Raw genomic sequence first — 22235 nt, 5'->3', positions numbered from 1 at the left:
ATTATTTTAGTTAGAACTAAAAATGTTTCCTTAGCGCAACTTTATGATCAGTATAGCCTATATTTTTGGTTTTGTAAAGGAGATTTATTGGCGATTTATTTAGAAAATTGAATGTAAAAAAAAGATGAGAACCAAGCTTTCGTTAGAAAGGGAGGTTTTCATCTTGGGAATGTATTTTGTTGTGGCTCTTATGGAGCGTTTTCTGCTGAATTAGAGCCTCAATATGAGTACGAAGGCAGGGAAGTATTTGTTCGTTGCTCTCCGCCGTCACGCTTTGCAACTCCAGATATAGCTTCACGGGCTAGCTCCTCGAAATTTTCGGAGCTGACGAGCCCGTTCAGCTTTTCAGTTTTCAGCTAGCTTCTTCAGCAATTCCTGAAACTGCTCGCGTTCTTCTTCTGTAAAAACGGAGAAGCGGCGGACGATCATTTCTTTTTTCTTCTGTTCAATCGAAGCTACAAATTCTTTCGCTTCTTCTGTGAGTTCTAGCACCACAATGCGGCGATCCACTTCGGAGCGATGTCGTGTGATGAAGTTATTCGCAACAAGGGAATCTGTAATTGCTGTAATGTGGCTTGCTGAGACGTCTAATTTCTTCGATAAATCCGTCGTACGATTTACCCCGCTTGAGATTAGACTGAGTACACGGAACTCACCGCCAGTCAATTTTCGATCTAAAATGCCATCTACTTCATGGCGAAAACTATTAAAAACTCGCTTCACAGATGTTTCGATTTCAAGAAAATTATCCATGTAAAGCCCTCCTTACTTCCATTGTTCTTTTACTAAGTCAACCGCTTTTTTCTGTTGTGGATCGTTGGCTTTTAATTCTTTCTGGATAGCCGTAATTAAAGCGTCTGTTGTTGCCCCAGTAACGATACCGTCCACTTTTAACTTGCTCGCTTCTTGGAACGCCTTCACGCCATCTGTTGTATCTGCATCAAATAAACCGTCCACTTTTCCAACGTTATATTTAAGCGCGGCAAGCATGGTTTCAATCGTTTTCACATCATCGCCAAAACTGCCTTCTTTATATGTTTTTGATGCGTCTGGAATTGCCATCGTCGCATAAGCTGGCAGTGCCACCGCAACATCTGGTTTAATGCCTTTTTCATGAATCCATTCGCCGTCTGGTGTTAACCACTTGGCAATCGTCAATTTCAATAGCGAGCCATCACTAAGTGGTAACGCCGTTTGTACTGTTCCTTTACCGAATGATTTCGCGCCAACTAGCTTGATATCACCTGATTCACGCGCTGCTGCCGCCAAAATTTCAGAAGCACTCGCGCTACCTTCATCAATCAGCATCGTAACAGGAACTTTTACTTTATAACCATCGTGCGCACTACTATCCGCCTTGATCGTTTGTTTCGAGCCATCTTTCACTTGTTCTTGAACGATAACTTTACCGTCTGGTAGGAACAAGCTAGCAATATCAACCGCTTGGTCAAGTAAACCACCTGGATTTCCGCGCAAATCAATGACTAAGCCTTTCATTCCTTTTGATTCCATATCTTTCAAAGCTTTTTCTAATTCGCTGTACGTATTTTCTGAGAAAGTTGTAATTTGAATCGTAGCAACCTTATCTGCGCCCATTTCTGCATAGACCGTTTCAATTGGAATCTCGTCGCGAACAATTTTCACATCAAACGGTTTATCCGTACCAGGACGTGAAATCGTCAGCGTGACACTCGTTCCTTTTTTACCGCGAATTTTTGTCGTTGCTTCTGTGGAAGAAATGCCTTTAATCGACTTGCCATCCACCTCGATAATTTTATCATTCGGGCGTAAACCCGCCGCTTCTGCCGGAGAATTCTTAATTGGCGATACAACAGTTATGTAGCCATCTTTCTCCTGAATTTCTACGCCAATACCCGAAAAACTTGAAGAAATCGTATTATCAAATTCCTCTGCTTCCTTCGACGTCATAAAGGAGGAATACGGGTCACCGAGAGATGCCACCATTCCATTGATTGCGCCTTCCATCATCTTATCTGTATTCACATCTTTAAAATATTTATTCTGAATCTCATCATACACATCATAAAGCTTCGTGAATTCCTTACGTTCAGGAATCGCCACTTTCACATGTTTATCCCCGCCCACAGACATCACGAGCGCCGTCACTAAAGCTGTTGCAAAAACACAACCGAATAACAGCATAACAAATGGGAATATCTTCATTTTTACAAAGCCTTTTCGTGATGTAACCTCTTGCTTCTCTTCTTTTTTCGGCTCATTTGGATTTGTCGGTCCTTCTTCCATTCCTACGTTCACCACTTTCTCACTAAACACCCTAGTATGATATTTTCAACTTTCCTTTATTCTATCAGCTTTTGCTCCGATTGGGTAGCTTTTGTTGCTATACCTGTAAAAAAAGACGAGCCCACCGGATTCAGCTTTGCGGCCTTCCCAGTTCAACTCGTCCTCTCGTCCTTTATGCAACGACTTCGTAACCCGCTTCATCAACGGCTTCCGCGATGGCATCTTGGATATCCTTCCCATCGTCATACGTCACTTCTGCTGTGCCCGCTTCAAGTGAAATCACCGCTTTTTCAACGCCCTCGACAGACTCAATGGCTTCGCGAACTCGTTTCTCGCAATGCTCACAGCTCATACCTTCAACCTCTACTACCAATTTAGCCATTTCTCGCCACTCCTTTGTTATCTTCTCTACTCTATTATACCCCACCCAGGTAATTATTGCACCGTAGACGCCTGCTCTTTTTTCGCCTCTGATTCATGCCATTCCAACAACCCATAAATCGCATTAAAAAGGTAAATCGCATATTGCGTCGCGATAATCGGATTTTTCGTATAAATATTAAGCGAAATCACCAAAATATTCATGATAATCCACAAATACCAGTTAAAACTAAAACGCGCAATCATTAAAAATTGAGCCGTCACACCGAGCGCGAAAATGAAATTATTCAGCATCAATTGGTATGGATCATTCACCACACCAAGAATCCCCGTCAAATACATATTCACAAAAGAAGCACCAATAATAAACAAAATCGCAATCCCAAAATGGCGTTCCGTCAACTTACGCGGCTCCAATGTCGCCTGGGCATCCATATGTTTCTTCCAAGTCGCCAGTCCAAAAATATGCGTTACAAAATAATACAGACTTGGCAATGCCGCTCCGACATTCCGTCCTAAGAAATTCCCACTCATCTCACCAAACGCCGCCAACATCCCAAATACATTGCCGCTATTCTTCCCTTTTGCCAATAAAATCACGCAAATTAATCCACAAATCGCGCCCACATAAGATAATAGATACCGCCATTCAAAGTTGACCAGCGGATTTGTCGCTAAAAAAGCAATGGTAACAAGCAAAACACTGATATAAGGGTAGAGTTTATTCCGACCTATCTTCATAACGACTGATTTCATCTGAATTCTCCTTTTTATCGTTCAGTAATTGTTCCACAAGTTGAATACTCTCCAAGTACCGCTCCTCGTAATTTCCCGACGTAATCGCCACATATGGAATATCATTTTCCGTCAATAAATGCTCCAACAAATCCTGAAATTCCTTGCGTTTCGCTTTACTACCAAGGTGGCGCAACCCATCATTCACCCACGGCGTATTATTCTCTAACAAAATAACCAAATCAAAGCGCTGCGTATCAATCATCGCCTGTACAAACGGATGCTCCCGCCCTTCATACGTCATGCAAAACGCTTGCGTCGTCACATAATCCGTATCAATAAACGCAACCTTATTCGCATATTTCACCGCGAAATCAATATATTGCGCCTGCCCCAACGAAATTTTATCATAATCGGAAAATTGTAGCGCCTTCTCATTCCCACCAAGATGCGAAAAAACGTAATCCCGTCCGTATTCCCAAGCGCTCGTCGTGTTAAACGTATTCGCAAGCTTATTAACCAGCGTCGATTTCCCACTCGACTCACCGCCTAAAATCGCCACTTTCCGCACGAAAAACGGCTTTACCTCAGTCGGAATGTAGTCCCAATAATGAAACGGCTCCTGCCGAATTTGCGTCGCACTAATATTCATAAACGACCGCTGTGCATCGATAACCACCGTATTCACATCTAGTAACTCCTGATACCGAATCGCATCCTTTGGTTCACTCGAATAAATCGCATTTGCCTGAATATGATTATCCGCAAGCAATTTCTTCGCCCGAATCGCCCATTCATCCCAACCATCCGGATACGGCGGAATCCCATCTTCCGACAAATCATGAATCTTAATATTGTCCTGATATTTAAACGTCTGCAACAACCACCGCCAGCGATCCTCCACGGTAGGCTGTTTCGTCATCGAACTCTTTTGAAAAAGCTCAAAATCACGCACATCATCATGGCAAAGAATCACATGCAGTTCATCGACTTGACTCGCCGCTCGCTGAATTAAATAAATATGTCCCGTATGCAACGGATAAAATTTCCCGAACACAACACCAATGTTTTTTTCGCGCGGAGGGTATTCTAGATGGAGCACCTCATGCAACGCCTGCAGTTTTTGGGCGCTGGGTTCCTTGATTTTGTTGTTTATCAACTGGCTGAGGTATCCTTTCGTAACACCAATCCGATCCGCCGCTTGTTGCAATGTCAACCCGTTTTCTTTTAAAGCTAGTTTTAAATATGTATACCGTTGCATTTTCATCGCTCCTAATTTCTATTTGTTTATTATATTAAACATTTATCATATAAAAGTCAATAGCAAACAAAAAACCTCTCAAAATATCCGACATCGCTTTACAAGTTACAGCATGCTATAATCATTCATATAACGTAAGGAGTGTTGTTGATGGGTATGATTGGGAACTATTGCAAAATAACGCAACATCCGTTTGATTCAAAAAAAAATGCTTAGAGATCTGGAAATAGATTTCTAAGCATTTTTCCTATTATTTTAACTTCACACGTTTTAATCGTAATGCATTCGCCACAACCGAAACCGAACTACCCGCCATCGCAAGCCCTGCTACCCAAGGTGCTAACAAACCAATCGCCGCAATCGGAATCCCCGCACAGTTATAAGCCAATGCCCAGAAAAAGTTTTGTCGGATATTTCGCATCGTCGCTCGGCTTAATTGAATCGTTTGCGGAACGAGCGTCAACTGATGGCCGACAAGCGTCACGTCACCCGTTTCAATCGCGATATCCGTCCCTGTCCCAATACTAATTCCCGTATCCGCCGTCGCAAGCGCTGGCGCATCATTAATCCCATCACCAACGAACGCCACTATATGTCCTTGTTTTTGCAATTCAGCGACTAAATCACTCTTGTCATTCGGCAATTGTTCCGCATAAACGTCATCAATACCCAGCTCCGCCGCAATGTTTTCCACAACGACGCGCTGATCTCCTGACGCAATCGTAGTTTTAACACCAAGCTCCCGAAGTCGCAAAATAGCTTCCTTCGCCTCTTTCCGCGGTGTATCCAGCAAGCCAAACGCCCCTGCAAAAATACCGTCGATACTCATCGCCACAATCGTTTGCCCAGCCTCCATCCATTGTTGCATCGTGTCGTCCGCCTCTTTCTCGATGTCAACAGATTGCGCGATAAACCGGTACGACCCGAGGGATACCTTCGCACCATTCAACACACCAACCATGCCATGTCCCGCTTTAGCTCGAATTTTCTCTGCACGCACCTCATCTGTATCCACACCTTCCAAATGCATCAACACAGCCTTAGCAATCGGATGTTCCGACTGCGCTTCCATCGCGCCAGCAAATTGCTTGAAGTCCGCATGATTTTCCAGCATATTCGTCACGCGTAACTTCCCTTCCGTAAGCGTCCCCGTCTTATCAAAAATCACCGTATCCACTTTTGCCGTCCGTTCTAAATGCTCGCCACCTTTAAAAAGAATACCACTTTCCGCACCCTTTCCCGTTCCCGACATAATCGCGGTCGGTGTCGCTAAGCCAAGCGCACAAGGACACGCAATCACGAGCACCGCAATCGCCACCTGCAGCGACTGATCCAACACACCACCCGTCACAATCATCCAAATCACGAATGTCACGACCGCAATCACCAACACAATCGGTACAAAAATCCCTGAAATCCGATCCGCCAAACGCTGAATCGGCGCCTTCACGCCCTGCGCCTCTTCCACTAACTGAATAATCGTCGAAAGCACCGTCTCGTCCATCCGTTTCGTCACTCTCGCCTGGAATGCCCCATCGAAATTCACCGTCGAACCAATTACCGCGTCGCCCGCCTTTTTCTCCATAGGCACCGGTTCCCCAGAAATCATCGACTCATCAATGCTCGTCTCACCAGTCAACACGACCGCATCAATCGGCACTTTTTCACCAGGTCGCACTAAAATCACATCGCCAATTGCGAGCTCGTCCACCGGCACCTTCCACTCCTGATTCTCCCGCAAAACAACCGCTTCCTTCGATTGAAGTTTGAGCAAACCAGCAATAGACTGCGTTGTTTTCGACGTCGCATAACTCTCCAACAATTTCCCAAGTAAAATCAACGTGATCAAAATCGCACTCGTCTCAAAATAATAATGCGCCTCAATATTCGGGTTAACCAGCTGCCTCACATACTCCGCCAAACTATAAAAGTAAGCCGCCGAAGTCCCCAACGCCACAAGCACATCCATGTTCGCACTCTTACCACGAAGTGACTTATACGCCCCATCATAAAACCGCCAACCAATATAAAACTGAATCACCGTCGCAAGAATCAGCTGAATCGTAGGGCTAATAATCGTATCCACACCCATCGCAAACGCCGTATGATGCAAATACGGAATATGCGTCACCATCGTAAGCAACAACGGCAATGCTAAAATCGCAGACAATACAAACCGACGGACCTCACGCTTAAACTGCTTTTCCAATACCGCATCTTTCTCTTCTTTCGACATTTTCTCCGCCGCATCATACCCCGCGTGTTTCACAATAGCAATCAACTGCTCCGGCGCTATTTGTTCAGGATCATAATAAACTGCCGCGCTCTCCGTCACCAAATTCACATTCGCCCGTTCCACTCCAACCGCCTTATTGAGCGATTTCTCCACACGCGTCGAACAAGCCGCACACGTCATACCAAACACATTCAAATCCTGCCTCTTCGCTTCCATTTTAAAAATACCCCCTCACTTATTTACGTTTTCGAAAATTGGCGTATCACTTTTAACAACTCGTCCATCACTTCATCCGACTCACCATTTTGCGCCGCATCGACCACACAATGCTTCGCGTGATGCTCCAATACCTGTAACCCAACCTTCTTAAGCGCCGAATTAGCCGCCGAAATCTGTACTAAAATATCCACACAGTAACGATTCTCCTCCACCATCTGCTGTATCCCACGAACCTGCCCTTCCACACGTCGCAAACGATTCAACACCTGTTTCGTATCCTCATCAGAACGCGGTACAATCGGTTTATCATGCGTCATCCTCAACACTCCCTCACTCAACTTTATATCATTATTATACCTATAGGGGGTATATAAGTCAACCTACTTGTTTATAAGCACAAAAAAAGAACCCCCACATCACGCGAGGATTCCCCAATCTTATTTTGCCGTTCCGCCATCAATTTTCTTTTGCAAAGCCTGCACATGCTGGAAAAATTCCTCGAGCGTCCAATCATTTTCATAAATAATCGTCGCTGCATCCTTGCCAACATAGCGATAATGCCAAGATTCATATTGATATTGCGTCACAGCTTCTTTGCCTTTCATATACCGCAAAATAAAACCGTAATTATGCGCGTTCTTCTGTAACCATTGCCCCTCAGGCGTTTCACCAAAAGCCTCCGTCAAATTGAAACCTTGATCACGCGACGAAATATCCATCGCAAGGCCCGTTTGATGTTCACTCGTTCCAGGAACCGCGACCGCCTCTTTCGCCTTAGCCTCGCCCTTCGCAGCAACTTCTGCACCGAAAACTTCCTGTTGACGTTGATACGAACGATAGCCAGAAACAGCATAAAGCGTTAAGTTATCTTGCTTTGCCGCAGCAAACATCGCTTCTAACTGCGAGCCCGCTTCCTTACGCATCTTGGCTTTTTCCACCTGCTCATCGCCAAACGAGAACGTCACATTCGGACGAACTAAATCAGGCGGCGAGTAAGACGATTGCAAAGAATATTCCTTATTCGCAAGCACCAATATATTTTCGGGATTCGTAATATATTGAACGCCATCTTTTTCTATTAATTTATTCTGTTGGGCAATATACGGATAAAGCGGATCATTTTGATAATCCTTACTTCCCGTTTTCGCCCCTGATCCTTTGTCAGTTGTCGCCGTTTCTGTGGCTGGTTTATCCAGATCTCCCGCCAAATAATCAGCTGACGTATGAAAACCAGCTAAACTCAGTGCTATCATGAATGAAATAAAATGCATCATCTTGTTTTGTAACCTTCCTTCGTTAGATTCTCCCTACTTCAACGTAGATTCTAACGCAACCACAATCATATCGTTAAAAGTCGTTTGGCGCTCTTCTGCCGTCGTTTCTTCCCCAGTAAAAATATGATCACTCACCGTCAAAATCGCCAGTGCTTTGCGCCCAAATTTTTGAGCAATCGTGTAAAGCGCTGCCGCTTCCATCTCGATTCCAAGCACACCATGATCCGCTAATTGTTGCTTATCCAACTGCTCATTATAAAAACGATCCGCCGAAAAAACATTCCCCACACGCATCGCTAAGCCTTTTTCAACACCTGCATCATACGCATTTTTCAACAAATCAAAATCAGCTACTGGTGCAAAATCAACGCCCGCAAACGTATTGCGATTAATTTGCGAATCCGTCGAAGCCGCTTGCGCAATAACCACGTCGCGAACCTTCACATCTTTTTGAATCGCGCCCATCGTACCAACACGAATCAAATTCTTCACATCATAACTTTGAATCAGCTCATTCACATAAATCGAAATCGACGGAATCCCCATACCAGTTCCCATCACCGATACCCGCTTACCTTTATATGTCCCCGTGTATCCAAACATATTACGAACCTCATTAAAGCAAATAACATCCTCCAAAAAAGTCTCCGCAATGTATTTCGCACGCAACGGATCTCCCGGTAAAAGAATCGTTTCTGCTATCTCGCCTTGTTTCGCCTCAATATGAATACTCAATCTTAACGCCTCCCATTTTTTTCTTCATCCAAAATATAATTACCCCATAAATCATCAAATAACGTCATGCTCGGAATATAGGAAGCGTTCAGCTCCAAGTACTCACACAACTCATAATAATCAGTAGACTGCTTCGGAAAACTATGATCCTTAAAAGCATCATTCGCAAATTTCGTCGCCGCATCACGTTTGATCGTATCGCGGTAAGTCATTAAATAGTGATAAAACGATCGTCCCAAGCTGTCCATTCCTCTCTTTTGTTAACGCTCCACATGTTGCAAAATTTCTTCACAAATCCGATGCGTTTCAAGCGCAGATTTTTTCGAAACAGGTTCCGTTTTCCCTTCACGCACCGCATCCAAAAAGGCCATAATGATCGACTCGAATCCACGTTTATAAAGCGTCGTTTCCCAATCACCAAATCGTACAACCGAATGACCCGTTCCTTCATACACATGCAATTCCGTCACATGCTCCACTTCCCATTTTGCATCTGGCGTGAAAATCGTCAAACGTTCCTCGCTCGTACCACTTTCCCGATTCATAATCGCTGTCGCCGTCCGACCATTTGCCACAAACTGCACTGTAATCGCCGATAATAAGTCCCCATTCATCGTTGGAAAAACCGTCATCTTCTCAACAGGCGCGTCCAACAAATGCAAGACCGTATCCACAACATGAATAAAGTCATCAAAGATAAATACCCGAGGCTCACTTGCCTGCGCTTTCCGGTGCTTTTGCATCAAGATCATGTTCGTATCCGTTTTCTCAGCTAAAGCCGCATATCTAGGCGCAAAACGACGATTAAACCCAACCATCAACAACGTATTTTTCGCCTCGGCTAGCTCAATCAGTTCCTTCGTCGTTTCATAATCATCCGCCACTGGCTTATCCACATAAACCGGGATCCCAGCTTCCAAAAACGCACGAACAATCTCTGGATGACTTGCCGTCGACGTATGTACAAACGCCGCATCCACCTGCGCACGAATCATCGAATCCACCGAATGATGCGTATTATGAAAACGATATTTCTCACTAATCGCCTTTAACTTCTGAGAATCTCGCGTAAACAAATGGACTTCCACATTATCTAAATGCGCAAACACCGGTAAATAGGCCTTCTGCGCAATGCCACCTAAACCAAGCACAGCAATTTTTTGCATCCTCATTCCTCCTCGAAAAAATACAAACTAATACCCCTACCAATTCTATCATAGATTAGTAGGGGTATTCAATAATGAAGTTGGGATCAACTGGTTAAACCGGCGATAACCGTTCGCTTTCGCTCGATTTGTGTAAAGTCAAGTCTACGTCCTACCCAATATTAATAGGTCCGGCAGTCTTCGATTAATTCCTGCTTTGTCCAAACTTCAGTAAAAACATAAATTATTTCACAAAAAACGGTAAATATTCGCCGTATCCTTCTTCTTCGAGCGCATCTTTCGGCACAAAACGTAGCGCCGCCGAGTTGATGCAATAACGCATACCGCCCGATTCACGTGGCCCATCCGGAAAAATATGACCTAAATGCGAATCAGCCTCGACCGAGCGCACCTCTGTCCGAATCATCCCGTGAGAAATGTCTCGTTTTTCCAACACTTCCAGCGCGTCAATCGGCTTTGTAAAACTCGGCCAACCACATCCCGCATCGTATTGATCAAGCGACGAGAACAAGGGCTTTCCAGAAACGATATCCACATAAATCCCAGGCTGGTTATTATCCCAAAATTCATTTTTAAACGGACTTTCCGTTCCTTGTTCTTGCGTTACTTTATATTGTAAATCATCCAATTCTTTTAAACGTTTCGCTTTTTCCTCTGGATTCATAGTCGGTCACCCTTTCCAATTAGCGTCGATAAATGGATCGCGTCCTGAATGGCTGCGGTAATTCTTATAATGATTCGGGTCCTTCTTATAAAAATCTTGATGGTAGTCTTCCGCCACATAAAACGGCCCAGCCTTCTCGATTTGGGTCACGATCGGTCGCTTAAATCGGCCACTCGCTTCCAAATCCGCCTTCGATTTCTCCGCTTTCACGCGCTGCTCCTCTGACGTATAAAAAATAACAGGTCGATACGATGAACCACGGTCTACAAACTGGCCACCCGCATCCGTAGGGTCCGTCTGTTGCCAATAAACCTCCACTAACTTCTCATATGGAAAAATCTCAGGATCAAATGTAATCTCGACAGCTTCCGTATGTCCAGTCGTCTCACTACAAACCTCTTTATACGTAGGATTAACCGTGTGTCCGCCCGTATAACCAGCAACCACACTTTCGATACCAGGTTGCGTATCAAACGGTTTAATCATACACCAAAAACAGCCACCTGCAAAAATTGCTTTTTCGCTCATCTTATAGCCTCCCCAAGTATTTTTCTGTTGCCATTAAATTGTAATACACTTGACATTGCTTTTCAAATAAGGCGCTTGCTCACTATTTCTTAACTTGTTGGTACTAACAGCGTGAATGAAATATCGTCTTTCTTCAAATCAAGCGCATCCACACGTACTTTCATGTCACCTTTTAATTTCAGTTTATTCATATCAAGATAAATTTTCTTACGTTTTGGAGAAACCGTCACCCAATCAGGCAATTCCACCTGGCTCTGCACATATTTCATCGCGACAGAAACCGGTAATGGTAGCGCCCCAATTCTCAAATCAACTTGCTGCAAAACAATCACACCATCCTTGCGCAAAGTAGGCGTAAAATTAAGTCCAAGATCAACAGGCTGCCCTAAAAAATGTGCCTCTGCAGTAAAAACAACATCGTCCGCTAAATACACATCATATTTTATATCCGCATCATTATCTTTCTGAAAATCTTGTAAATAATGCGCAATCAATGCATTCAAATCAGCCTTATTCGTCGATGTTGGAAATTCAACCATATCTTTCGTGCTCACCTTACGTCCAGCATCTTCCGGCACATGCGGCGAAAACCAGAAAATCGACATATAAAGCCAAGCCACACTCAGCACTAATATCCCGACAAACGCCAGAAACGCCCATTTCCAATAGTTTGTTTGCTTATCTTTTGACCCCAACAGCCGTCACCTTCTCTACTCTATATTTCCTTTTTGTATCGATGTCACCATTTGTTCGTATAAAGCTTCTGCCATTTTTTGATACCCACTATGATTCGGATGAAACAAATCAGATGACAGGTTCGGATTCGCCTTTCCTGTTTTCGTTGCAGAACGCTCTTCCAATTGCTTATTAACCGAAATAAAGTGCGTATCATTCACCTTCGCCAGCGTCTCTTTTGTTGAGGCATTCCAATCGGCAATAATATCATCCAACACTTTCATCTCGCTAAAATAAGTCGTATACGGATTATAAATACCAAACACATAAATCGGCGCATCCGGATTTAAATCACGAATTTCATCTAAAAGTTTCGTCAAATTAGCATCGAATTTCGCGTTCGCTTTCGTAAAATCAGATTTCTCCGCATCGAGTAGCTTAGAACGAATAACCTTCACCACATCATTTCCACCAATCGTAATCGAAATCGCATTGGCCTCTTTGACATCCTTTTGAAAATCAGACTGTGTATCCAAGCGTTTCAACAACTGGTCACTTCGGTTTCCACCAACACCGTAATTTTCCGTTGTCACACTTCTTACATCCTCGCGTTTGGCTAACTTGGATTCAACAATACCAACATAACCACCATCATTTTCCTCATCGCCAGAACCTTCTGTTAACGAATCTCCCATCGCGACTAGATTGATTGCCACGCGCGCCTCTTCACGCTTTCTGTCCTGCTCTTTTTGGATAAAATAAAAGGTAAGAATGGCCGCGAGGATGATGATAGCGATCCCCGCAAGCCAATATTTTTTCTTATTCAACGTCTTCACCTAACCTACTCTGTATAGTAAATCATCGCAAATGCACCATTTCCAGCATGTGTGGAAATAACCGAATCGGCATTTAACAACAATACTTCCGGCAAGTGGAAAATTTCTTTGGCATGTGCTCTGATTTCTTCGGCCATCTGCAACCCATTCGCGTGCACCACATTGAGTTCCTTGACCTTTTTCGTTTCTGCTTTTAAAACATCGACTAAATAGTCCATCGTTTTTTTCTTACTACGAATCTTAGCTTCTTCAACAAGCGCACCATCTTGTAACTTAGCAATCAACTTGATGTTCAAAAGACTGCCGATAATACCTTGCATTCGGCCTACACGCCCACCTTTAATCAGGTTTTCGAGGGTCACGACGCAAATATACAGCTTTGTTTTCGCGCGAATCGATGATATTTTGGTTAAGATGTCTTCTACCGTACTAGTTCCAGTTTGGGCCATTTTTGCCGCTTCAATGACTTGGAACGCCAAGGCACGCGCGATATAATCAGAATCAATGACCGTTACTTCGCCATCGACCATGTCCGCAGCTTGTTGCGCCGTTAAAACGGTTCCGCTTAATTTCTCTGTTAAATGAATGGCCAGTACTTCACTACCATCCGCTGTTAGTTCCTCAAATAAGGCTACAATATTTCCAATTGCTGGTTGTGATGATTTTGGAAGTTGCTTCGAGGTCGCCATTTTTGCCATAAAATCAGCTGGTTCAAGTTCAGTCGCATCGTATGTTTCCCCATCAATTTCGACAGTTAATGGTAGAATATGAATGTTATATTTCGCCACTTCTTCAGGCGTTAATCCGGCAGTTGAATCAGTCACAATTTTTATTTTTGTCATTATTTCCACATCCAATTCTAGATTTCTTCTTTCTATTATAGCAAGAAAATCATAATAGTACTATTCTAATAGCTAAATATCAGGCGGAAGTTGTACCTAGGGACGATTGTTTTCCCATTCTTTACACTATCTTAAACTTTCAAGGTCTTTTCTCACTTTCTATTTCTTCAAAAAAAGCGTATGATAGGGATAAGAATCGAAAATTTAATTTTTCAGAAAAGTTTGGTGATAAACATGCACGAAGCGTATAATTGGAAAGAAGAAGTCGCGAACGCTGTCACACATGGTGTTGGTTTTTTACTTAGCATTCCTGCCCTTGTCATGCTCATTATTTTTGCGATACAGCGGGATAACCCGATTTATTTAGTCAGTTTTTTAATTTACGGCATTTCATTGATGTTGCTGTATTTCTGCTCGACGATGCTACACAGTTTCAAGCCTGGAAAAGCCAAGCAGTTATTTAATATATTAGATCACGTTGCCATCTATATTTTGATTGCCGGATCTTATACGCCACTTGTTTTGATTACATTGCAAGGATCGCTCGGCTGGACCTTATTCGGTGTCATTTGGGGACTTGCTGCAGCAGGAATCGTATATAAATGCTTTTTGCTCGGAAAATGGAAACTAATTTCGACGCTTTTCTATCTATTGATGGGCTGGCTCGTTATGATCGCCATTAAACCGCTCTATCTAACACTAGAGCCCGTTGGATTTTGGTTACTTGTAACCGGGGGCATCATGTTTACTGTTGGCGCCGTTTTTTATAGCATTCCAAAAGTTCCTTATATGCACGCGATTTGGCATCTGTTCGTGATCGCAGGCACCGGGTTTATGTATTTCTGTATTTTGTTTTACGTATAGGTAACAAAAAGGCATCCCTCGAAAAACAGGATGCCTTTTTGCTTGGAAAGCCATTTTATTTCGATGTCATCATCCCAAAAATGAGGAAAAAGATGCATAATACCAACAATACGAGCGCGGGAGAAAGCACCACAAACCAGACAAGAACGAATAACCCTGTGAGTAAACCGATAAACAAGGCCAAGTGTATCCAGGCCAGCCGTTCCTCTGGGACCCGATATAAATGAAATGTTCCCGAAAAAGCAAGAACATACACCAAAACCGAGCTAAACAGGAAGAAAACAACGAAATGATATGATACATCTGGTAAAATGAGCATTTTGATACCTGCAGCGGTTGTTGATAGCGATAAAAAAATAAATAAGTGGCCATAAATAATCAGTTGCCCTGCTGTCTGCTGTTCTTTGTCCAATTTTTTCTCTAAGTTATCAAAATACTGCCACCAAATCAGCAATACTAAGATAATAGCGCAGGCCGCGTAAAAAATCAGGCCAAGATCCATCACTTCCGTCGATAGTACAGAAATAATCGCGACAATCGATTCTCCTAGTAATATGATTGTAAACAAACCAAAGCGTTCCAACAAATGCTCCGTATGAATCGGAACTTGACGTAATCGCTTGCGTCCTATTAGCGGCACTAAAATATCCAATACGATTCCTACATAAAGCATGATATAACGCCATTCTCCGTCTAAAAACAAGGAGATGGAAGATACTAAAATCCCAATCCAAAAGTATTTACCTAGAAAAAGCGCCACGTTCCTGCGAGCTGCTTTTTCTTTTTTTGCAGCAAAAAGATATTGAATCGCCGTAATCATTCTCAATCCGATATACCCTATAAAAAAAGTGATATACGTTTCATCAAAATGAATATTAAAACTAGATATCATCAATAATACGAACATAATCTCTAGTCCGATAAGTAGTCTTTGCGGTAATAAATCATTACCATAGCGATTGATAAATAACGTCTGTCCCGTCCAAGCCCACCATAACGGCACAAACATCAGAACAAACTTCCAAAAAATGCTCGCACCTATTGTACCATCTTCCATATATAGCAGCACATGCGTGACCGACGCAATTGCCCCAACAAATAATAAATCAAAAAATAGCTCTAACCAGGTTACCTTCTTTGGCACAAAAAATCGCCTCCCTTTTCTTTCGCTAATTATAACGAAGCTGTGGAAGGGAAGCAAAAAATGAGATTATTATTTCAATTAGTATGACACATTAATCATTTGCATTCTATTGTGTCATACTATATAATAAACAGCATATCCTATATCGAAATGAGGTGAGCCAAATAAAGCTCTCAGCACGACAACTAGCCATCATTGAATTTGTGAAAGTAAACGAACCTGCAACAGGCGATCAAATCGCGCGTTCATTAGAGTTAACCCGCGCCACGATTCGCGCTGATTTATCAATTTTGACGATGACTGGTATCTTAGACGCCCGTCCGAAAGTCGGTTATTTTTATTCGGGGCTCGATTTAAATCCTACCATCTATGAAGATATTCGCCATTTGAAGGTAGCTGAAATTATGACAACACCTGTATTTGTAACGAAGGAAACCTCGATTCACGATGCGATTGTCACCCTTTTTTTAGAGGACACTGGCAGTTTATACGTGATCGAAGCATCAGAACTGATTGGTATTGTCTCACGTAAAGACCTGCTAAAAGGCGCGCTTGCTGACACCGATAAAAAGGCGACACCAATTGCGACGATTATGACGCGGATGCCTAATATTTTAACCGTCACAAAAACAGATTCTGCCCTCTACGCTGCGCAACAACTCGTGATTCATCAGATCGACTCTCTGCCTGTTATGGATGGCAAAAAAGCAATTGGAAAAGTTTCTAAAACACGATTGACACAACTTTTCGTGGATACGTTCAAAAATGAATAAATCGGAGGTAAAAATGAAGTCTACTGTCATCATTTATGTTATTTCAGACGCCATCGGAGAAACCGCACAACATCTTATTCGTGCTTCCACCGCTCAGTTTACATTAGAAGGCGGGGCTGATATTCGCCGTCACGCCTTTGTTCGCGACGAGGAAGCCTTGCTTGAAATTTTAGAAGAAGCAAAGAAAGCAGACGCGATTATCGTCCAAACGTTGGTACAAAAGAAGTTAAGCACTATTTCCAGCGACTATTGCGCCAACTACGACCTGCCCTGCATCGATCTCGTGTCCAACCTCACCACCGCTATCGAACAGAAAACGGGGCAACAATCTAAAGAAGATCCCGGAAACATGCGCAGGCTTGACCAACATTATTTCGACCGGATTGCGGCCATCGAATTTGCCGTTAAGTACGACGACTGCAAGGATCCACGCGGTTTATTAGAAGCAGATATCGTGCTGATTGGCATTTCCCGTACCAGTAAAACACCACTTAGCAGCTATCTCGCCAACCAAAACTACAAAGTGGCCAATGTTCCGCTCGTTCCAGAAGTTCCGATTCCAACAGAGCTCACCCAGATCCCGAGAAATCGCATCATCGGTCTAACAAACAGTCCAGAAAAACTCTCCGCCATTCGCAAAGTTCGCCTAAAATCGATTGGTTTGGATGAAACAAGCAGTTACTCAAGTGAAAATCGGATTTTAGAGGAACTTGACTACGGATATCATATTTTCAAACAACTCGGATGCCGTATCATTCAAGTGGAAGACAAAGCTATCGAAGAAACCGCAGCCCTAATCATTGAAAACGTGAAATAAAAATCTAATGTTAGAGGTGACTATTTTGAGAAAATTTGTGTATCATTTTAATGAAGGTTCGAAGGAAATGAAGTACTTATTAGGTGGAAAAGGTGCCAATTTAGCCGAAATGACGAATATTGGACTTCCCGTCCCGCCTGGCTTTACGATTACGACGGAGGCTTGTAAAGACTACAATGAGCACCATCAATACTTATCGGACGATATTTATGCTGAAATGATGACACATCTACACATTTTGGAAGAAGAGACTGAGAAGAAATTTGGCGATACGACGAATCCTCTCCTCATCTCCGTGCGTTCCGGTGCTCCTTTTTCAATGCCAGGAATGATGGATACGATTCTTAATCTAGGGCTGAACGATCAGTCGGTTCTCGGACTTGTGAAAGCTACTAATGACGCGCGTTCTAGCTATGATTGTTACCGCCGTTTTATCCAGATGTTCGGCGATGTTGTTTTTCAAATTCCTAGTTACCGTTTTGAGCAAGCGCTTACGGATTTAAAAGAACAGAAAAATTATACGCTGGATACAGAACTCTCCGTTGCCGATTTGCAAGATTTGATTACCACGTATAAAGCGCTTTACGTCAGTGCTTCTGGTCGCGATTTCCCGCAAGATCCCTTCCAACAATTGCGCCTATCCATTACCGCTGTTTTTGATTCATGGGAAAATCCGCGAGCTGCTGTTTATCGTCGCCTCCATCATATTGATAACCAACTTGGAACCGCTGTCAATATTCAATCGATGGTGTTTGGAAATACTGGCGATACGAGCGGGACAGGCATTGCTTTTACAAGGAATCCTTCGACTGGTGAAAATCTCTTTTTCGGAGAGTATTTGTTGAATGCGCAGGGAGAGGATGTTGTTGCTGGGATTAGGACGCCAGAGCCGATTTCACATTTGGAAGACACGATGCCCGAGGTTTATAAACAATTGCTCGAAGTCGCCGCCCTACTTGAGTTACATTATTTGGACATGCAAGATATTGAATTCACGATTGAAAAAGGCGAACTTTTTGTACTGCAGACGCGTAATGGGAAGCGGACGGCGCAAGCGGCTATCAACATTGCGGTGGATCTCGTACATGAAGGGAAGTTAACAAAAGAAGAAGCAATTATGCGGATTGACACGGCTCAAATTGACCAACTACTCCACCCTTCTTTTGATGAAACAAGCCTTCATGCAGCGACATCACTCGCAACTGGCCTCCCTGCTTCTCCTGGTGCAGCGACGGGTCAAATTTATTTTAATGCCGAAGATGCGGTCGATGCTGCTGAACGCGGTGAAAAAGTCGTACTTGTACGCAATGAGACATCACCGGAGGATATCGAGGGGATGGCAAAAAGTGTTGCGATTTTGACGGCGCACGGTGGTATGACATCGCACGCGGCTGTTGTCGCTCGTGGTATGGGAAAATGTTGCGTTGCGGGATGCGATTCGATTGCGATTGATGAAACGAAAAAAGTGATGCAAAGTGCTACAGCTACGTTAAAGGAAGGCGACTTTCTCTCACTGAACGGTTCGACTGGGAGTATTTATCTTGGTGAAATCCCACTTGTCGAGACAGAAATCGGTGGTCATTTTGAAGAATTGATGAGCTGGGTGAACGAGGCGAAGAAACTCGTTGTTCGTGTGAATGCGGATTCTCCTGATGATTTGGAAGTCGGATTGCATTTTGGCGCAGAGGGTGTTGGACTTTGCCGAACGGAGCACATGTTTTTCCAAGAAGACCGAATTCCGCACGTACGTCAAATGATTATCGCGGAGACGAAGGAAGAGCGGATGATTGCTCTCGCCCATTTGAAAGAGATGCAAAAAGCTGATTTTGTAGGCATTTTCCGAGCTGCTAATGGAAAACCCGTGAATATTCGCCTGCTGGATCCACCGTTACATGAATTTTTACCGAAAACCGATCGTGATATTGAAAAATTGGCGCGAGAAATCGGGAAACCTGCAGAGGAAATTAAGCAACGCGTACATGATTTAGCGGAAACGAATCCAATGCTTGGACATCGCGGTTGTCGTTTGGCAATCACATTCCCGGAGATTTATATCATGCAAGCCGAAGCGATTATTGAAAGTGCGATTCACATTCATGACGAAGATATTGCAGTGTACCCTGAGATAATGGTTCCTCTTGTTTCGAGTAGAGAAGAGATCACGATTATTAAGAACCAGCTGAAAGAAGCGATTCAAACGATATTCCGAAAAGAGCAATTGGTGTTGCCATTCGATATTGGGACGATGATTGAAATTCCGCGCGCATGTGTTACGGCTGATGAAATTGCTGAGGAGGCACAATTTTTCAGTTTTGGAACCAATGATCTAACGCAATTGACGTTTGGATTTTCTAGAGATGATGCGAATAAATTCTTATACGCGTACCAAGAACAGAAAATTTTGCCGACAGATCCGTTCCAATCGATTGATCAAAAAGGCGTTGGAGCACTTGTGACCACTGCTGTGCAACGAGGGCGAATGACGAATCCAGCGCTTAAAATGGGCGTTTGCGGAGAGCATGGTGGCGATCCTGCTTCGATTCAGTTCTTCCATCGGTTAGGATTGCAATATGTTTCCTGCTCGCCGTACCGGATTCCGATTGCGCGGATTGCAGCGGCTCAAGCGTCGATTTTGGAGGAGCGGGAGAAAGTGACTGTTTAGAAGATGAGGCCCTGGGTGGTGATGGGATATCGCTGCTTGGGGCTTTTTTTGAGGATATTATGGAGCATCCCTTGCCGAATTAGAGCCTCAATATGCATGCGAACGCAGTGATTAGGTAATCCATCAGTGGATTTTATGTGTAAAACTAAGAAGCCGCCCTACCACCCGAATATTGAAACGTCCTTGTTTTAAGCTTGTTATCATGCTTAGAATTGGTTGCTTTCTAAAATATTAAAGTGTAATGAATCCTTTTTTGTTGATCCGCTCGAAATTTTCGTGGTTAAATTTGAATTATTAAGAGAAGTTCAGGTGGACGTATCCTTGGCTCGAGTCGGTTTAAGTCTGGCAATCTTATTCGCAGGAACGCTCCGTGTTTTGACTTATCATCGTTTCCAGATCTAGCTTCAACGGCCAACTCCTCGAAAACTTCACGCCCTCCATAAAAAGCAAAAACGGCTTTTTATGGAGGCCGCTCCAGTTTTTTTCGGAGCTTAACGGGCCGTTTCAGCTTTTCGTTCGGATCCAGCTTCAGAAGCCAGCCCCTCGAAATTTTCGTGGCCTCCGCAAAAGTCAAAGGAGGACTTTTACTGCGCCCTCTAACAAATTTTTTCGAGTCTAACGGGCCGTTTCAGCTTTTCAGTCTTGACAAACCTCCTTTTTCCATGTAATCTAATACCAACAAATCTTATCGGAATTATACGTTTTCATAATTTCTGGATTTAAAAAGGGAGGATTTTTTTATATGGATACAGCATTTTTAATTATTAATTTAGTCGTGGCTGCCATCATCATTTTCATTTTTGGTTGGCTTGCGAAGCGTCATGTTTCATTTTCAAAACGGGTGCTACTAGCGCTTGGTATCGGTATTGTCGCTGGTTTTGTCTTGCAATTTATTTACGGCGCGGCGTCCAATGTCACAACGCAGACGACGGATTGGCTGGGGGTCATCGGTGGCGGGTATGTCAAACTGCTACAAATGATCGCTATCCCACTTATCTTCATCTCCATTGTTACTGCTTTTACGCGTTTGCAATTAAAAACCAATATTGCAAAAGTCGGTATGTGGATTATCGGCACGCTAGTCATCACGGCTGCCATCGCGGCTTTCGTTGGTATCGGGGCTGCCCTTCTATTCCATCTTGACGCCAGCAATATTTCACAAGGCGCTACCGAAGCGGCTCGTGCAACGGAACTTCAAGATAAATTTGCAGGAATCAGTGATTTATCGTTCCCGCAAAAAATCGTGGAGCTCTTGCCTGCTAATCCATTCCTTGATTTCACTGGTGCACGCGCGACTTCCACTGTTGCCGTCGTTATTTTTGCAGCATTTATCGGGGCCGCTTTCCTTGGTGTACAGCGCAAGCAACCCGAAGAAGCTGCTACATTCGCAAAGGGTGTCGACGCGATTTATGCGATTATTCTTCGTATCGTGAAGCTGATTCTTCGCTTAACTCCATATGGTGTTTTTGCGATTATGACAAGCACTGTTGCCCTAAGTGATACGTCCGCGATTTTAAAACTTGGGAATTTCGTCCTTGCATCTTACGCAGCGCTCATCGCGATGTTTATTATTCACCTCGTGATTGTCGCTTTCACAGGAACAAGTCCGATGACCTATATTCGCAAATCATTACCTGTTCTAACGTTTGCTTTCACTTCTAGAACGAGTGCTGGTGCGATTCCACTGAATATTGATACCCAGAAAAAATTAGGCGTGCCAGAAGGTATTGCGAATTTTGCGGCATCATTCGGTTTATCCATTGGGCAAAATGGCTGTGCTGGGATTTACCCGGCAATGCTTGCGATCATGATTGCTCCTGCGGCTGGTATTGATCCATTTTCTTGGAAGTTCATTTTAACCGTCGTGCTCGTTGTTGCAATTAGTTCATTTGGCGTTGCTGGTGTTGGTGGCGGTGCAACTTTTGCCGCAATCATCGTACTCTCCACGTTGAACTTGCCAATCGGTCTTGCTGGTGTCTTAATTTCCATCGAACCACTCATCGATATGGGTCGTACAGCGCTGAACGTAAGCGATAGTATGGTTGCCGGGCTTGTCACAAGTAAAGCTACCGGTGAGCTAAAAGAAGAAGAACAAACATTGGCAGAAGCATAAGCAAAAAATGGTGTTAAATCAAGGACCCAAACCTTGACTTAACGC

The 22235-nt window shown here is 43.5% G+C and carries 22 protein-coding genes; 5 read left to right on the top strand and 17 right to left on the bottom strand.

Going from position 1 to position 22235, the window contains the following annotated elements:
- Positions 1–345: 345 nt before the first annotated feature.
- The 16 genes from HPK16_RS01745 to HPK16_RS01670 form a co-directional block, all read right to left on the bottom strand.
- Positions 346–753: a MarR family winged helix-turn-helix transcriptional regulator gene (locus HPK16_RS01745; protein ID WP_181675281.1), complete on the bottom strand. Its 408-nt coding sequence runs from the start codon at positions 751–753 to the stop codon at positions 346–348.
- Between the two features lie 12 nt (positions 754–765).
- Positions 766–2265, bottom strand: a complete 1500-nt coding sequence (locus HPK16_RS01740) for a lmo1851 family serine protease (RefSeq protein WP_181675280.1) — start codon at positions 2263–2265, stop codon at positions 766–768.
- Positions 2266–2437: 172 nt separating this feature from the next.
- The gene (locus HPK16_RS01735) at positions 2438–2647 is read right to left on the bottom strand and encodes a heavy-metal-associated domain-containing protein (protein ID WP_181675279.1); all 210 of its coding nucleotides are present in this window, start codon (positions 2645–2647) and stop codon (positions 2438–2440) included.
- Between the two features lie 53 nt (positions 2648–2700).
- On the bottom strand, positions 2701–3402 hold the full coding sequence (gene pnuC, locus HPK16_RS01730) for a nicotinamide riboside transporter PnuC (protein WP_181675278.1): 702 nt from the start codon (positions 3400–3402) through the stop codon (positions 2701–2703).
- Positions 3368–4642 carry a multifunctional transcriptional regulator/nicotinamide-nucleotide adenylyltransferase/ribosylnicotinamide kinase NadR gene (gene nadR / locus HPK16_RS01725; RefSeq protein WP_181675277.1) on the bottom strand — a complete coding sequence of 425 codons (1275 nt, stop codon included), beginning with the start codon at positions 4640–4642 and terminating at the stop codon, positions 3368–3370. Before nadR ends, pnuC begins: the two co-directional genes overlap by 35 nt.
- A 250-nt stretch (positions 4643–4892) precedes the next feature.
- On the bottom strand, positions 4893–7094 hold the full coding sequence (locus tag HPK16_RS01720; protein ID WP_181675276.1) for a heavy metal translocating P-type ATPase: 2202 nt from the start codon (positions 7092–7094) through the stop codon (positions 4893–4895).
- 23 nt (positions 7095–7117) lie between these two features.
- Positions 7118–7414 (bottom strand): metal-sensing transcriptional repressor, encoded by a 297-nt coding sequence (locus HPK16_RS01715; protein ID WP_181675275.1) that lies wholly within the window; start codon positions 7412–7414, stop codon positions 7118–7120.
- Positions 7415–7534: 120 nt separating this feature from the next.
- Positions 7535–8371: a M15 family metallopeptidase gene (locus tag HPK16_RS01710; protein ID WP_181675274.1), complete on the bottom strand. Its 837-nt coding sequence runs from the start codon at positions 8369–8371 to the stop codon at positions 7535–7537.
- A gap of 33 nt (positions 8372–8404) precedes the next feature.
- A complete protein-coding gene (deoD, locus tag HPK16_RS01705; RefSeq protein WP_181675273.1) occupies positions 8405–9106 on the bottom strand; it encodes a purine-nucleoside phosphorylase in 702 nt (233 codons plus the stop codon).
- 2 nt (positions 9107–9108) lie between these two features.
- On the bottom strand, positions 9109–9345 hold the full coding sequence (locus HPK16_RS01700) for a YozE family protein (RefSeq protein WP_036093474.1): 237 nt from the start codon (positions 9343–9345) through the stop codon (positions 9109–9111).
- Between the two features lie 21 nt (positions 9346–9366).
- Complete coding sequence (locus HPK16_RS01695) at positions 9367–10272, bottom strand: Gfo/Idh/MocA family protein (RefSeq protein ID WP_181675272.1); 906 nt, start codon at positions 10270–10272, stop codon at positions 9367–9369.
- A 223-nt stretch (positions 10273–10495) separates the two neighbouring features.
- Complete coding sequence (gene msrB, locus HPK16_RS01690) at positions 10496–10936, bottom strand: peptide-methionine (R)-S-oxide reductase MsrB (protein ID WP_181675271.1); 441 nt, start codon at positions 10934–10936, stop codon at positions 10496–10498.
- Positions 10937–10942: 6 nt separating this feature from the next.
- Positions 10943–11464, bottom strand: coding sequence for a peptide-methionine (S)-S-oxide reductase MsrA (gene msrA / locus HPK16_RS01685; RefSeq protein ID WP_181675270.1), 522 nt, complete (start codon positions 11462–11464; stop codon positions 10943–10945).
- A gap of 89 nt (positions 11465–11553) precedes the next feature.
- The gene (locus tag HPK16_RS01680) at positions 11554–12159 is read right to left on the bottom strand and encodes a YpmS family protein (protein ID WP_246369194.1); all 606 of its coding nucleotides are present in this window, start codon (positions 12157–12159) and stop codon (positions 11554–11556) included.
- A gap of 15 nt (positions 12160–12174) precedes the next feature.
- Positions 12175–12966, bottom strand: coding sequence for an SGNH/GDSL hydrolase family protein (locus HPK16_RS01675; protein ID WP_181675269.1), 792 nt, complete (start codon positions 12964–12966; stop codon positions 12175–12177).
- A 14-nt stretch (positions 12967–12980) separates the two neighbouring features.
- Complete coding sequence (locus HPK16_RS01670) at positions 12981–13817, bottom strand: DegV family protein (RefSeq protein WP_181675268.1); 837 nt, start codon at positions 13815–13817, stop codon at positions 12981–12983.
- Between the two features lie 234 nt (positions 13818–14051).
- Here HPK16_RS01670 and trhA point away from each other — a divergent pair, with 234 nt between their 5' ends.
- Positions 14052–14681, top strand: coding sequence for a PAQR family membrane homeostasis protein TrhA (trhA, locus tag HPK16_RS01665; protein WP_220132216.1), 630 nt, complete (start codon positions 14052–14054; stop codon positions 14679–14681).
- 55 nt (positions 14682–14736) lie between these two features.
- Here the strand turns inward: trhA and HPK16_RS01660 are convergent, their stop codons facing one another.
- On the bottom strand, positions 14737–15825 hold the full coding sequence (locus HPK16_RS01660; protein WP_181675267.1) for a low temperature requirement protein A: 1089 nt from the start codon (positions 15823–15825) through the stop codon (positions 14737–14739).
- 155 nt (positions 15826–15980) lie between these two features.
- Between HPK16_RS01660 and ccpN the strand changes: the two genes are divergently transcribed.
- The 4 genes from ccpN (at position 15981) to HPK16_RS01640 (ending at position 22190) form a co-directional block, all read left to right on the top strand.
- A complete protein-coding gene (ccpN, locus tag HPK16_RS01655; protein ID WP_181675266.1) occupies positions 15981–16598 on the top strand; it encodes a transcriptional regulator CcpN in 618 nt (205 codons plus the stop codon).
- Positions 16599–16611: 13 nt separating this feature from the next.
- Positions 16612–17415 (top strand): pyruvate, water dikinase regulatory protein, encoded by an 804-nt coding sequence (locus HPK16_RS01650; protein WP_181675339.1) that lies wholly within the window; start codon positions 16612–16614, stop codon positions 17413–17415.
- A gap of 25 nt (positions 17416–17440) precedes the next feature.
- Positions 17441–20077 (top strand): pyruvate, phosphate dikinase, encoded by a 2637-nt coding sequence (gene ppdK, locus HPK16_RS01645; protein WP_181675265.1) that lies wholly within the window; start codon positions 17441–17443, stop codon positions 20075–20077.
- 742 nt (positions 20078–20819) lie between these two features.
- A complete protein-coding gene (locus HPK16_RS01640; RefSeq protein WP_181675264.1) occupies positions 20820–22190 on the top strand; it encodes an L-cystine transporter in 1371 nt (456 codons plus the stop codon).
- Positions 22191–22235: the final 45 nt, after the last annotated feature.

The sequence above is a fragment of the Paenilisteria rustica genome (assembly GCF_013820765.1).
Taxonomy (GTDB): Bacteria; Bacillota; Bacilli; order Lactobacillales; family Listeriaceae; genus Listeria_A; species Listeria_A rustica.
This window is presented reverse-complemented; position numbering and strand designations above follow the sequence as displayed.